At 36.7% G+C, this 12,978-nt stretch carries 15 protein-coding genes; all 15 read left to right on the top strand.

What is annotated here, in order from left to right; genetic code table 11:
- Window positions 1-109: 109 nt before the first annotated feature.
- The 15 genes from spoIIM to MKY26_RS09365 all read left to right on the top strand — a co-directional run bounded on the left by spoIIM (window position 110) and on the right by MKY26_RS09365 (window position 12,840).
- Window positions 110-751 (top strand): stage II sporulation protein M, encoded by a 642-nt coding sequence (spoIIM, locus tag MKY26_RS09435; RefSeq protein ID WP_307312990.1) that lies wholly within the window; start codon window positions 110-112, stop codon window positions 749-751.
- 251 nt (window positions 752-1,002) lie between these two features.
- The gene (gene fur / locus MKY26_RS09430; protein WP_224936064.1) at window positions 1,003-1,467 is read left to right on the top strand and encodes a ferric iron uptake transcriptional regulator; all 465 of its coding nucleotides are present in this window, start codon (window positions 1,003-1,005) and stop codon (window positions 1,465-1,467) included.
- 195 nt (window positions 1,468-1,662) lie between these two features.
- A complete protein-coding gene (locus tag MKY26_RS09425) occupies window positions 1,663-1,890 on the top strand; it encodes a YqzK family protein (RefSeq protein ID WP_095372690.1) in 228 nt (75 codons plus the stop codon).
- 7 nt (window positions 1,891-1,897) lie between these two features.
- Window positions 1,898-2,791 carry a site-specific tyrosine recombinase XerD gene (gene xerD, locus MKY26_RS09420; protein ID WP_341096243.1) on the top strand — a complete coding sequence of 298 codons (894 nt, stop codon included), beginning with the start codon at window positions 1,898-1,900 and terminating at the stop codon, window positions 2,789-2,791.
- Window positions 2,792-3,040: 249 nt separating this feature from the next.
- Window positions 3,041-4,237, top strand: a complete 1,197-nt coding sequence (gene deoB / locus MKY26_RS09415; RefSeq protein WP_095372692.1) for a phosphopentomutase — start codon at window positions 3,041-3,043, stop codon at window positions 4,235-4,237.
- A complete protein-coding gene (locus MKY26_RS09410; protein ID WP_095372693.1) occupies window positions 4,237-5,055 on the top strand; it encodes a purine-nucleoside phosphorylase in 819 nt (272 codons plus the stop codon). The genes deoB and MKY26_RS09410 overlap by 1 nt, the downstream gene beginning before the upstream one ends.
- Window positions 5,056-5,077: 22 nt before the next feature.
- Complete coding sequence (locus MKY26_RS09405; RefSeq protein WP_095372694.1) at window positions 5,078-6,382, top strand: pyrimidine-nucleoside phosphorylase; 1,305 nt, start codon at window positions 5,078-5,080, stop codon at window positions 6,380-6,382.
- A gap of 270 nt (window positions 6,383-6,652) precedes the next feature.
- A complete protein-coding gene (locus MKY26_RS09400; RefSeq protein WP_341096233.1) occupies window positions 6,653-7,831 on the top strand; it encodes a D-alanyl-D-alanine carboxypeptidase family protein in 1,179 nt (392 codons plus the stop codon).
- 177 nt (window positions 7,832-8,008) lie between these two features.
- Window positions 8,009-8,359 carry an anti-sigma F factor antagonist gene (gene spoIIAA / locus MKY26_RS09395; protein WP_095372696.1) on the top strand — a complete coding sequence of 117 codons (351 nt, stop codon included), beginning with the start codon at window positions 8,009-8,011 and terminating at the stop codon, window positions 8,357-8,359.
- Window positions 8,360-8,800, top strand: coding sequence for an anti-sigma F factor (gene spoIIAB, locus MKY26_RS09390; RefSeq protein WP_095372697.1), 441 nt, complete (start codon window positions 8,360-8,362; stop codon window positions 8,798-8,800).
- Between the two features lie 11 nt (window positions 8,801-8,811).
- Window positions 8,812-9,567, top strand: coding sequence for an RNA polymerase sporulation sigma factor SigF (sigF, locus tag MKY26_RS09385; protein ID WP_095372698.1), 756 nt, complete (start codon window positions 8,812-8,814; stop codon window positions 9,565-9,567).
- A gap of 167 nt (window positions 9,568-9,734) precedes the next feature.
- Window positions 9,735-10,355 (top strand): stage V sporulation protein AA, encoded by a 621-nt coding sequence (locus MKY26_RS09380; RefSeq protein ID WP_095372699.1) that lies wholly within the window; start codon window positions 9,735-9,737, stop codon window positions 10,353-10,355.
- Window positions 10,345-10,767: a stage V sporulation protein AB gene (locus MKY26_RS09375; protein ID WP_095372700.1), complete on the top strand. Its 423-nt coding sequence runs from the start codon at window positions 10,345-10,347 to the stop codon at window positions 10,765-10,767. Before MKY26_RS09380 ends, MKY26_RS09375 begins: the two co-directional genes overlap by 11 nt.
- A 28-nt stretch (window positions 10,768-10,795) precedes the next feature.
- Entirely contained in the window at window positions 10,796-11,362 is a 567-nt protein-coding gene (locus MKY26_RS09370) for a stage V sporulation protein AE (protein WP_307313000.1), read from the top strand.
- On the top strand, window positions 11,359-12,840 hold the full coding sequence (locus tag MKY26_RS09365; RefSeq protein WP_095372702.1) for a spore germination protein: 1,482 nt from the start codon (window positions 11,359-11,361) through the stop codon (window positions 12,838-12,840). The genes MKY26_RS09370 and MKY26_RS09365 overlap by 4 nt, the downstream gene beginning before the upstream one ends.
- Window positions 12,841-12,978: the final 138 nt, after the last annotated feature.

Raw genomic sequence — 12,978 nt, 5'->3', positions numbered from 1 at the left:
CAATAAAAATTTTAATAGATTAGTTATATTATTTCGTATCTTTCTGTCATGATCTCAGCAAGTCTAGCATACATTCTAGTAAGTGAAATCATTTTCAGGAGGAAGAGCAATGATAAAAAAAATGTACCAGAACGTCGTAGCAAATCATTTCCGTGAGCATTCCTCAATCTACTTGTTTGTTATTATATTGTTTTTGATGGGTGTCATATTTGGAGCGGTGGTCGTAAACAGTTTAAGTTTGACGCAAAAAGAGGATTTATTTCAATACTTGACTCAGTTTTTTGGTCATGTTTCAAATGAAGAAATGGCGACACCGGCTAACATATTTGAACAAAGCTTACTTCATAATGGTAAATATATAGGCGTGATATGGCTATTGGGGATATCTATTATTGGATTACCGCTTATTTTAGTTTTATTATTTGTGAAAGGGATGGTCGTTGGATTTACTGTCGGTTTTTTAGTAAGTCAATTAAAGTGGCATGGGTTTTTACTATCTTTTGTGTCCATTTTGCCACAAAATATGATTATCATTCCAATTTTTATTATTACATCTACTTTTGCGATTTCATTTTCAATGAAGATGATTCGTCGGTTGTTTATGAAGAAAGTAAATAATCCATTTATGCCGTTGCTAGGTAAATACTTAATTTCTTTCCTTATTGCCATTATTATATTAGCTGGTGCATCAGCTATTGAGGCGTATATTTCACCGGTGTTAATGAAGTCAGTCATTGATTCAGTCCTCTAAACTCATCGATTGCTTATATAAGATTTGAATGCTATAATTCTTTTATCATATGAGTTTAGTAATAATGACTACTTGGATAAATTATCATGTACAGAGCCTACGTTAGGTTCTGTACTTTTATGTTGTTTTAGCTATTATAACAATTCTAATATAAGAGTTATTATAAAGGTCTCTTTATAATGATTTTAGTTTGATTCTATACATCTATCTGTTATAATGAGAATGTTAGTGGTGAGGGAGGGACTTTCGGTATGGAAAGCAGAATTGACAGAATCAAAAAACAGTTGCATTCATCCAGTTATAAGCTAACACCACAACGTGAAGCCACGGTTCGCGTTTTGTTAGAACATGAAGAGGACCATTTGAGTGCGGAAGATGTATACCTCCTTGTTAAAGAAAAGTCGCCAGAAATCGGTTTAGCAACTGTTTATCGAACACTTGAATTACTAACTGAATTAAAAATTGTTGATAAAATTAATTTTGGTGATGGCGTTTCCCGATATGACTTACGTCAAGAAGGTGCTGCTCACTTCCATCATCATCTTGTATGCATAGAATGCGGTGCAGTAGATGAAATTCAAGAAGATCTACTAGAAGATGTGGAAGAAGTTGTTGAGAAGCGTTGGCATTTCAAAATAAAAGACCATCGTCTTACTTTTCATGGCATCTGCTATCGATGTCAAGATAAAAAAAATGATGAAGAGCCAGAAGCATAAGGCAAAACCCTTTTCTAATTTCATTGGAAAGGGTTTTCTTATTTTTCTCTAATTCTGTCTCAAGCTGCGAACGAAATTAAGGTTTTTGTTCGATAGAAGCTCACAGAACTTAAATGATTCCTCGTTGGAAACAGGTATAAATCTTGTCCAAAATGGCATACCCTCTAATAAGACGTTTTATTTGGGGGAGAAATGATGAGTGCATGGATCAAACTAGTCTATCAAACCATTAAGGTTTTTGTTCTTTTTACAGGAAGCACAATTCTTTTTTATTATGGTATTATGTGGTTAAATGAAGAGTATCAGGATTATCATCGTTATGATGAACCGAGTGGGGCAGCCGTGAAGGTAGCAGCAAGTGCGAATGCAACGGACTCTTCTTGGTTGGATCGGTTGATTCTGTTTTATTTAAATGGGGAGTAATGATTTTATGAATGATCATCTGCAGGATTTTATCCACTATTTAATGATTGAAAAAGGGCTAGCCAGAAATACGATAATGTCATATGAAAGAGACTTAAGAAGTTATATATTGTTTATTGAGAAGAAGATGATGAAGCAATCGATGAATGAGATTGAACGTGTTCATATTGTTCAGTTTCTAGCTCAGCTTAAGGATGATGGTAAGTCTGCTAAAACAATTGCAAGGCATATAGCGTCTATTCGTTCCTTTCACCAATTTGCACTTCGTGAAAAAATAGCAGATCACGATCCTTCTATTCATATTGAAACACCGCAAGCTGAAAAATCTTTGCCAAAGGTTTTAAATATGAAGGAAGTTGAGAGATTGCTAGACCTCCCGAACAATGGCAGCCGCTTTTATTTAAGGGACAAAGCCATGCTAGAAGTACTCTATGCAACAGGAATCCGCGTCAGTGAATTAATCCATTTAACAATAAATGATGTTCATCTAACCATGGGTTTTTTAAGATGTATTGGTAAGGGAAATAAGGAAAGAATCATTCCATTAGGAAAAACAGCACAAGCAGCTATTCAAGATTATTTAGATAAGGGTAGACAACAGTTGTTATCACCAAAACACCCGACAGAATACTTATTTTTAAATCATCACGGTAAAGGGTTATCACGGCAAGGGTTTTGGAAAAACTTAAAAAAAACAGCACAAGTAGCTGATATTCAAAAAGAGTTAACGCCTCATACTTTAAGGCATTCATTTGCCACCCATTTACTTGAAAATGGAGCAGATTTAAGAGCTGTACAAGAAATGCTTGGCCATGCAGATATTTCTACGACACAAATATATACACATGTGTCAAAAACGAGATTAAAAGATGTATATAAACAATTCCATCCGAGGGCTTAACAGGAAATATGTAGAAAAACAGTGAAAAGTGATATAAAAGACTGTTTTTCTTTTTTTATTTTCAGTACAATATAGATGTCAGACTTCTGACGAAAGAAATCTTTCTTAAAGGTGAAGTATATTCATGACATTCCTCTTTGTTAGGTTCTAGACGTTTTACACTATCCTTCGCTGTTGATGAAAGCCTTTTTGGGGTATGATAAGTAAGGATTTCTGTAGTAAAGAAATAGTTAGAAAGGAGTGTTAATTGTGAACACATTTACATATAAACGTATTTTCCTTATTGTAATGGACTCTGTTGGAATAGGAGAAGCACCTGATGCGAAAAATTTCGGTGATGAAGGTTCTCATACGTTAGGCCATATTGCCGAGAAAATGGGCGGTTTGCATATGCCACATATGGAACGTCTCGGATTAAGTAATATCAATGAAATAAAAGGGATAGCAAAAGTCGCACAACCTGAGGCTTATTATACAAAGCTTCAAGAAGCTTCTGTTGGGAAAGATACCATGACAGGGCATTGGGAAATAATGGGCCTTCATATTCAAAAACCCTTTCAAGTATTTCCTAATGGATTTCCAGAGGAGTTAATTCAAGAACTAGAAGAAAAGACAGGTCGAAAAGTGATTGGTAATAAACCTGCGAGTGGAACAGTGATTTTAGACGAATTAGGGGAAGAGCATATGGAGACAGGTTCTCTTATTGTTTATACGTCGGCTGATTCGGTGCTACAAATCGCCGCCCATGAGGAAATCATACCAATTGAAGAACAGTATCGTATTTGTGAAATTGCTAGAGAATTGACTTTAAATGAAAAATACATGGTAGGTAGAGTCATTGCTAGACCATTTGTTGGTAAAGCGGGGGCATTTATAAGAACAGCGAATAGACATGATTATGCATTAAAGCCATTTGGCAGAACAGTAATGAATGAGTTAAAAGATGCCAATCTAGATGTCATAGCCATCGGAAAAATTAATGATATATATGATGGAGAAGGCGTAACAGAAGCAATTAGAACCACTTCAAATATGGATGGCATGGACAAGATGGTAGCTATAGCAAAAAAAGACTTTACAGGCATGAGCTTTTTGAATTTAGTAGACTTCGATGCCCTTTATGGACATAGAAGAGATCCACTTGGATACGGTCAAGCATTAGAAGAATACGATGCTCGTTTACCTGAACTGTTCGAGCAGTTAAATGAAAATGATCTTCTGATTATTACAGCGGATCATGGTAATGACCCAATCCATCATGGTACAGACCATACGAGAGAATATGTGCCATTACTTGTTTATTCTAAGCGCTTATCTCATGGAGAAGAACTGCCTCAAGGCAAGACATTTGCTAACATTGGCGCGACTATTGCAGAGAATTTCCAAGTAAAGAAGCCATTGATTGGAGAGAGCTTTCTTAAAAATGTCAAGGGAGTAGGGAAATAATGACTAGTTTACATGAGGTAAAAGCAGCGAAAGAATTAATTCAATCTAGAATAGACCAAACACCAACAGTAGGACTTATATTAGGTTCTGGACTTGGGGTTCTTGCTGAAGAGATAACAAATGCGATAAAAATACCTTATAGAGATATACCGGGTTTCCCGCAATCAACAGTAGCCGGTCATGCAGGTCAACTCGTTATTGGCCGATTAAACGGTGTAGCGGTTGTTGCGATGCAAGGAAGATTTCATTATTACGAAGGCTATACTATGCAGCAAGTTACGTTTCCGATCCGTGTAATGAAGGAGTTGGGAGTACAGAAATTAATCGTAACCAACGCTGCTGGAGGCGTTAATGAAACTTTCTCACCAGGTGATTTAATGATCATCACAGACCATATTAACAATATGGGGGTAAACCCACTTATAGGTCCTAATGACGACCATTTTGGAGTGCGTTTTCAAGATTTGTCATCAGCGTACAATAAAGAAATGATACAAGTCGCAAAAGAGGTCGCAGAACACCAACAATTAAACATACAAACTGGTGTATACGTAGCTAATACAGGGCCAGTTTATGAAACACCTGCAGAAGTAAAAATGCTTAGAATTTGTGGTGGAGATGCAGTTGGTATGTCAACTGTTCCGGAAGTTATTGTTGCGAATCATGCTGGTATGAATGTACTTGGAATCTCTTGTATTTCTAATATGGCTGCAGGTATTTTAGACCAACCATTAAATCATGAAGAAGTGATAGAAACAACGGAGAAAGTAAAACAACAATTTTTAAGCTTTGTCAAAGGAATCGTGACAAAAATTTAAATTTAGTGGGGGGAACGATACGATGAGAATGGTGGACATCATTGAGAAAAAAAGGGATGGTCATTGCTTAACGACAGAGGAAATTAACTATTTTATTCAAGGCTACACAAATGAAACAATCCCTGATTATCAAGCAAGTGCACTTGCTATGGCTATTTATTTTCAAGGAATGGATGAAAGAGAAACAGCTGATTTAACAACGGCAATGGTTAAATCAGGCGATGAAATTAATCTTTCAAACATTGATGGAATCAAAGTCGATAAGCATTCTACTGGGGGTGTAGGAGATACAACTACGCTCGTATTAGGGCCGCTAGTAGCTGCTGTAGGTGTACCAGTTGCAAAGATGAGCGGAAGAGGTCTGGGCCATACGGGTGGGACCATTGATAAATTAGAGGCTATAGATGGATTTCATGTAGAGATTGATAATGATGAATTTATGAATTTAGTCAATCGTAATAAATTAGCAGTCATAGGTCAAAGTGGAAACTTGACACCAGCTGATAAGAAGCTTTATGCGTTAAGAGATGTGACCGCTTCTGTTAATAGCATCCCATTAATAGCATCAAGTATCATGAGTAAAAAAATTGCTGCGGGTGCAGATGCAATTGTTTTAGACGTGAAAACGGGTTCAGGTGCATTTATGAAAACGATTGAAGAAGCAATTGCTTTAGCAAAAACAATGGTGAAAATCGGGAATCATGTTGGTAGACAGACAATGGCTGTCATCTCAGATATGAGCCAACCCCTTGGCCTAGCAATCGGTAATGCTTTAGAAGTAGAAGAAGCGATAAATACTTTAAAAGGAGAAGGCCCGGAAGATTTGACTGATTTATGTTTAACTCTTGGAAGTCAAATGGTCGTATTAGCGAAAAAGGCCGATACGTTAGAAAGTGCGCGCACGCTATTACAAGAAGCAATCAGTAGTGGTAAAGCGTTAGAGACTTTTAAAACATTTATCCAATCTCAAGGAGGAGATGTTGCAGTCGTTGATGACCCATCTCTACTTCCACAGGCAAAATATCAAATAAAGGTAGAAGCTGCACAAAGTGGATATATTTCTGAAATTGCTGCAGAAAAACTTGGTACTGCTGCAATGATGCTTGGTGCGGGTAGAGCAACAAAAGATTCTATTATAGATCTCGCAGCAGGCCTCCTTCTTCATAAAAAAGTTGGCGATTCTGTCCAAAAAGGAGAAGCGTTGTTAACGATTCATAGCAATATGGAAGATGTGGAAGAAGTAAAAGATATCCTTATTAATCATATTAAAATAGTGTCAGAAGAAGTAACAGCACCAACATTGATACATCAAGTCATCACAGAATAAAAATACTAGAAAAAGCTTAAAGGAAATAAAACCTTTAAGCTTTTTTAGTACAATTTAACTGAAAGATGCTCATTCTTAAAATATTTCCTTCGAATAATTCCCACATCAAAGCATAGAAGGTCTCATTTCATACCTCTCACCTTCCCGATCTTTTTTCAAAGTAAAACACGGAATTTCTCATTTATAAAATGTAGTTTATGGTATTTTCATTGGTATAAATTATCAACAAATGGTAATCATGGAAACTATAAAGAATGGAGGGTTTGTGCGATGAAGCGAATAGTTAGCGTATTTTTTATATGTATTCTCATGGTTTCTACCATAGCACCACAAGTATTTGCACGTGAAAGTGAAAAAATGACTGAAGAAGAAGTTGTGAAAAATGTAAAGTCAGCTATTTTAATTGAGCGAGATACAGGCAAAGTTCTGTATGAAAAAAATAGTGATGTTCAATTACCACCCGCAAGTATGACGAAGATTATGACGATGCTTTTAATTATGGAAGCAATCGATGAAGGCAAACTTAAATGGGATGAAAAGATTAAGACAAGTGAATATGCTGCTTCTATGGGTGGTTCACAAATTTTTCTTGAGCCTGGAGAAGAAATGACAACAAAAGAAATGTTACAAGGAATTGCAATCGGTTCTGGAAATGACGCTTCTGTTGCTGTAGCAGAAAGATTAGCGGGTACGGTAGATGACTTTGTCAATATGATGAATGCAAAAGCAAAAGAGCTAGGTTTAAAGGACACTGTATTCAAAAATCCTACAGGCCTCCCGGTAACGGATCATTTTAGTACGGCTCATGATATGGCGATGATGGCAAAGGAATTACTGAAGTATGAAGATATTACAAACTTTACCGGTACTTACGAGGCTTATTTGCGTGAAGACACCGATAAAAAGTTCTGGTTAGTAAATACGAATAAATTAGTGCGTTTTTATCCAGGGGTAGATGGTCTTAAGACTGGATTTACTCAAGAAGCAAAGTATTGTTTAACGGCGACAGCTGAGAAAAACGGCATGCGTGTCATTGCGGTTGTTTTCGGTGCACCTAGCTCAAAAGAGAGAAATGCAGAAGTGACGAAAATGCTAGACTATGCTTTTAATAAATATGAAACTCATGCCATGTATAAAAGGAATCAATCGGTGGCAAAAGTGAAAGTGTCAAAAGGTGAAAAGAAACAAGTAGAAGCATTAACAAGCGAACCCATTTCAATATTAGCTAAAAAAGGTGAAGATATTAAAAACGTGAAACAAACGGTTGTACTCGATGAAAATATGAAGGCTCCTGTTAAAAAAGGTGATGAAGTCGGCAAGATTATTTTTGAAAAAGACGGAAAAACAATGGTTGAAAGTCCTTTAGTCGCAAGTCAAGATAGTAAAAAAGCCAACGTATGGACATTGTTTAAGCGTTCAATGGGAATGTTTACGAAAGTCTCAGAGTAATATGTCGAATCGAGTGAAGACAAGTCCTGTTTTAGCGAATAAACACTAGTTTTGTCTTCATGAAGGAAAAACAGTTCATAGTATAGAATTGGACTCACTAAAGGCAGGTTGATATTCTATTGGTGTCAATCCTGTCTAATCCATAGAGACAACTGATTACAAAGGAGGCTATGGTTAGTGAGTCTAGCAATTAATTTAGAAATAAAAAACAACGTATTATGTATTCGTTTAAGCGGGGAGCTTGATCATCACTCTGCGGATGAATTAAGAGCAAAAGCAACAAAAACGATTGAGGAACACGATATCCACCATATTATTCTTAATCTGGAACAATTAACATTCATGGATAGTTCTGGACTTGGAGTAATTCTTGGCAGATATAAACAAGTGAAACAAAAAAATGGAGAAATGGTTGTATGTGCAATTTCTCCATCTGTAAAAAGACTTTTTGATATGTCTGGTTTATTTAAAATTATTCGCTTAGAACCTACTGAAGCGTTTGCCCTGCAACGATTGGGGGTGGCGTAAGTGAAAAATGTTATGCAAATGCAGTTTACTGCTCTCAGTCAAAATGAATCATTTGCTCGAGTGACAGTGGCAGCTTTTATTGCTCAGCTTGATCCAACAATGGATGAATTAACAGAAATTAAGACCGTTGTCTCAGAAGCTGTAACGAACGCTATTATTCACGGCTATGATATGAGCCCAGATGGCATAGTACACATTTCAGTAACCATTGAGGAAGGAATAGTCGAACTGTCCATTAAAGACGAAGGTCTCGGTATTATGGATATAGAAGAGGCAAGACAGCCTCTTTATACAACAAAGCCAGAGCTAGAGAGATCAGGCATGGGCTTTACGATTATGGAAAATTTTATGGACGAAATTAGTATTGTATCACACCCAGGTGAAGGCACAGAGGTTCGTTTAAAGAAGCATTTATCAAATAGTAAAATGCTATGTAATTAAGGAGTCTTGCTATGGATGTGGAGGTTAAAACAGGAAAGACGCAATATTTAAAAGATCATGAAGTTAAAGAGCTCATTGGTAAAAGTCAAAATGGTGATCAAGCGTCTAGAGATTTGATTGTCCAAAAGAATATGCGCTTAGTATGGTCAGTTGTCCAGCGCTTCCTCAATCGAGGATACGAACCAGATGACTTATTTCAAATTGGCTGTATTGGATTGTTGAAATCGGTTGATAAATTTGATTTGAGTTATGATGTGAAATTTTCTACTTACGCTGTTCCTATGATTATTGGTGAGATCCAACGTTTTATAAGAGACGATGGAACAGTTAAAGTCAGTCGTTCACTTAAAGAACTCGGAAATAAAATTCGAAAAGCAAAAGATGAGTTATCGAAATCATTAGGTAGGGTACCAACCGTATCAGAGATTTCAGAATTCCTTGATATCCCAACAGAGGATATTATCATGGCCCAAGATGCTAGTCGACTCCCCTCGTCAATTCATGAAACCGTGTATGAAAATGATGGTGACCCTATTACATTACTTGACCAAATAGATGATGGGGATGAGGGGAGATGGTTTGATAAAATCGCATTAAAAGAAGCGATAAATGAATTAGATGAAAGAGAGAGACTGATTGTTTATTTGCGCTATTACAAAGACCAAACACAATCAGAAGTAGCAGTCAGGCTTGGCATTTCACAAGTACAAGTCTCGAGGCTTGAGAAGAAAATATTGAAGCAAATGAAAGAGCATATGGACTTATAGTCTATATGCTCTTTCATTTGCTTCTTTTAAGCGAAGAAAGTCGACGTTTATGTATTTACTAATAACCAAGAAAGTAATATCAGTGTGAGGAAATTATTGGATTTCATGAAGTGAAATACCTTTACTCATACTATATGCAAGGAAATCTTTGTGTGGGAAGTGAAAGGATGGAACGTATCGTTTATTTACGCTTGCGACATCGATTGCAGGTTAAACCGCACGAAACTATTGTTTTATCGGATGTTGCGCAGTTGATTGCAGATGACGAAGTTTATGATAAATTAGCTAATCTCCTGTTATACCGTGTGTCTAAGGAAGATAAAAATATTATCATTATTGATGTTATGCAGGTAATTAAGCATATTACAAAATGTTTTCCGAGTTTGGAAATCCAAACGGTTGGGCCGACACAGATTATTGTTGAAGTTGCCGTGAAAAGAAGAAAAGTCTCACTTCCATTGTTTATGCTAATATGGTTTTTATTATTTTTTGGTGCTGCTCTCACCATCATGAATTTTCATGAAGACGTTAGTATGCAAGAAGTTCAACAAAAGATTTATACATTGATTACAGGTGAAGTAGATAGTCGGCCATTGATTTTTCAAATCCCATACTCAATTGGATTAGGCTTAGGAATGATTCTCTTCTTCAATCATGTATTTAAAAAGCGTTTAAATGAAGAGCCTAGTCCTTTAGAGGTAGAGATGTTTAATTATCAAATGGATTTGGATAACTATGTTTCCCTACACGAAAACAAAGAGAGTATGAAGAATATTGATGAGCGGTAAAATTATCTTTGCCATCTTTATAGGCTTAGCGAGTGGTATAGCTGTAGGTGGTGGAGTAGTTGCATTCTTATCTGTCTTAGGAATTATTCCAAGGCTTACACAACTAACAAAAACAATGAAGATGATCCATGCTTATGAATGGGCAGCGGTGTGCGGGGTGATTGCTGGAGCTGTAGCTTCCATGTGGGAGCCAGTACTACAAGCACCGCCCTTTATACTTATTCCGATTGGCCTGTTATGTGGAATCTTTGTAGGAATGCTTGCAGCTGCACTTACGGAAGTTCTAAATGTCTTCCCGATATTAGCTAAACGCATTGGTGTAGAAGGGAAAATTGTCTATTTATTAATGGCTTTTGTTTTTGGGAAAATTATCGGATCTTTATTTCAATGGATATATTATGTCAATCTGTAGGTTTGCTCACTTAGAAAGGGAAATGGCGATGAAAGAACGGAGAAAAGTCATATTGATTACAGATGGAGATGAGTTTGCAAAGCGAACAATAGAGCTCATTGCTCATGATATTGGTGGTAGTTGTATTTCTGCTTCTCAAGGAAATCCAACTATACTGTCTGGTGAAGAGATGGTGCATTTAATTAAAAAAGCTCATTCAGATCCTGTTTATATCATGTTTGATGATAGTGGTTATATCGGAGAAGGTCCAGGAGAGAAAGCGATGACTTTCGTTGCCAATCACCCTGATATTGAAGTCATTGGTGCAATAGCTGTAGCATCAAGGACTCACCACGAGGAATGGACAAAAGTAGATGTAAGCATTGATCGCTTTGGTGAATTGACAGAATATGGTGTTGATAAATCTGGGATAGCAGATATGGATGAAGGCAGAATAGTAGGTGATACCGTTTATTGTCTTGAGATGTTAAATATCCCTTTTATCGTCGGTATTGGTGATATTGGTAAAATGGCAAGAATTGATTCAATAGAAGCCGGTTCACCCATTACGAAACAAGCTGTTGAACTTATACTGGAAAGGAGCGGTATGTTATGAGCGAAAAAGAAAAAATAAGAAAGAGACCATTACCCACATCCGTCAAGGAAGTTGAAGCGTACATGCAGGACCATGTAGGTCTTGGAACAAGTTTTGACCTTGGAGTGAGAAAGCTTAAAGTATTAAAAAAGGATGTTCATTTATACTTTATTAATGGTTTAACAGAGACACAATTTATCATTGAAATTGTTGAAGAGCTTGTAGGGATTAATGATAAAGAAAAATTATCGACCCATCTCTTTGATATTGTAGAGAACCGTATCGTTCATCAAGCAGTTGATCGCATTAAGACAATTGATGAGCTCGTTGACCAAGTATTATCAGGGCTTATTGTTATTGTGATGGAAGGTGAAGGTACCGCTTTAGTAATAGACGTAAGAAGTTATCCAGGACGAACACCACAAGAGCCTGATACGGAGAAGGTAATTAGAGGTTCTCGTGATGGTTACGTAGAAAATATAATTGTCAATACAGCTCTAACAAGAAGAAGAATTCGTGATGAACGTTTAAGGTTTGAAATGCTCCATGTTGGTGTAAGGTCAAAAACTGATATTTCCTTAGGCTATATTGAAGGGTTAGCTGATCCCAACCTAGTAGAAGTGTTACGTAAAGAAATTAATGAAATCGATATCGATGGGCTACCCATGGCAGATAAAACGGTAGAAGAATTCATCCTTCATCAAAGTTATAATCCATTTCCACTTGTAAGGTACACTGAAAGAGCGGATGTAGCGGCCACTCACTTGATGGAAGGTCATGTCGTGGTTTTTGTGGATACATCGCCCAGTGTAATCATCGCCCCAACGACTTTATTTCATCATTTGCAGCATGTAGAGGAATATAGGCAAGCCCCAGCTGTCGGTACTTTTGTTAGATTTATGAGGTTTATCGGACTTGCTGCTTCTTTATTTTTTCTACCATTGTGGTTTTTATTTGTCTTAGAACCGTCTTTGCTTCCGGATGCCATTGATTATATCGGGCCGAATGAACAATCAAATATACCTATTCTTATTCAATTATTATTAGCGGATTTAGGGATAGAGTTTTTAAGATTAGCTGCTATCCATACACCGACCCCATTATCAACGGCAATGGGACTAATAGCTGCAATACTAATAGGAGAAATTGCAATCACTGTTGGATTGTTTGTACCTGAAGTTATTCTCTATGTTTCTGTTGCGGCAATTGGAACTTTTGCTACTCCGAGCTATGAATTAAGTGTGGCAAATAAACTTATTCGTATGCTCTTGTTAATATTAGTTGCAATTTTTCATACACCAGGTTTAGTTGTCGGAATTACGCTATTTATTCTTTTTCTTGTATCCATGCGTTCATTTAGAACACCATATTTATGGCCATTCATTCCATTTTGCCCTGGCGCTATCGTTCATATTATTTTTAGAAGAGCCGTCCCAGGGTCAAAAATCCGACCAAGTATTACCCATTCTCGCAATCGTTTTAAGCAGCCACCAAAATAATTGGGTAAATGGCGATTGCAGGCATATGGGAATTATGGTAAAGTATGTTCAACTGAATAAAGGGTTAAAGGATGACAGAATAGACAGTTTCTTAAGGATTCTGTCTATTTCTTCATTTTAGTCCGATAAAAATAAGCA

This window comes from Cytobacillus sp. FSL R7-0680 (assembly GCF_038009245.1).
GTDB classification, from domain to species: Bacteria; Bacillota; Bacilli; order Bacillales; family Cytobacillaceae; genus Cytobacillus; species Cytobacillus kochii.
The sequence above is the reverse complement of the archived record's forward strand: the minus strand, read 5'-3'. Positions and strand labels throughout refer to the sequence as shown.

What these genes read in the sequence shown, in the direction of transcription:
- spoIIM (WP_307312990.1), top strand. Translation starts at nt 110, where the DNA reads ATGATAAAAAAAATGTACCAGAACGTCGTAGCAAATCATTTCCGTGAG.
- fur (WP_224936064.1), top strand. Translation starts at nt 1,003, where the DNA reads ATGGAAAGCAGAATTGACAGAATCAAAAAACAGTTGCATTCATCCAGT.
- MKY26_RS09425 (WP_095372690.1), top strand. Translation starts at nt 1,663, where the DNA reads ATGAGTGCATGGATCAAACTAGTCTATCAAACCATTAAGGTTTTTGTT.
- xerD (WP_341096243.1), top strand. Translation starts at nt 1,898, where the DNA reads ATGAATGATCATCTGCAGGATTTTATCCACTATTTAATGATTGAAAAA.
- MKY26_RS09410 (WP_095372693.1), top strand. Translation starts at nt 4,237, where the DNA reads ATGACTAGTTTACATGAGGTAAAAGCAGCGAAAGAATTAATTCAATCT.
- MKY26_RS09405 (WP_095372694.1), top strand. Translation starts at nt 5,078, where the DNA reads ATGAGAATGGTGGACATCATTGAGAAAAAAAGGGATGGTCATTGCTTA.
- MKY26_RS09400 (WP_341096233.1), top strand. Translation starts at nt 6,653, where the DNA reads ATGAAGCGAATAGTTAGCGTATTTTTTATATGTATTCTCATGGTTTCT.
- sigF (WP_095372698.1), top strand. Translation starts at nt 8,812, where the DNA reads ATGGATGTGGAGGTTAAAACAGGAAAGACGCAATATTTAAAAGATCAT.
- MKY26_RS09380 (WP_095372699.1), top strand. Translation starts at nt 9,735, where the DNA reads ATGGAACGTATCGTTTATTTACGCTTGCGACATCGATTGCAGGTTAAA.
- MKY26_RS09375 (WP_095372700.1), top strand. Translation starts at nt 10,345, where the DNA reads ATGAGCGGTAAAATTATCTTTGCCATCTTTATAGGCTTAGCGAGTGGT.
- MKY26_RS09370 (WP_307313000.1), top strand. Translation starts at nt 10,796, where the DNA reads ATGAAAGAACGGAGAAAAGTCATATTGATTACAGATGGAGATGAGTTT.
- MKY26_RS09365 (WP_095372702.1), top strand. Translation starts at nt 11,359, where the DNA reads ATGAGCGAAAAAGAAAAAATAAGAAAGAGACCATTACCCACATCCGTC.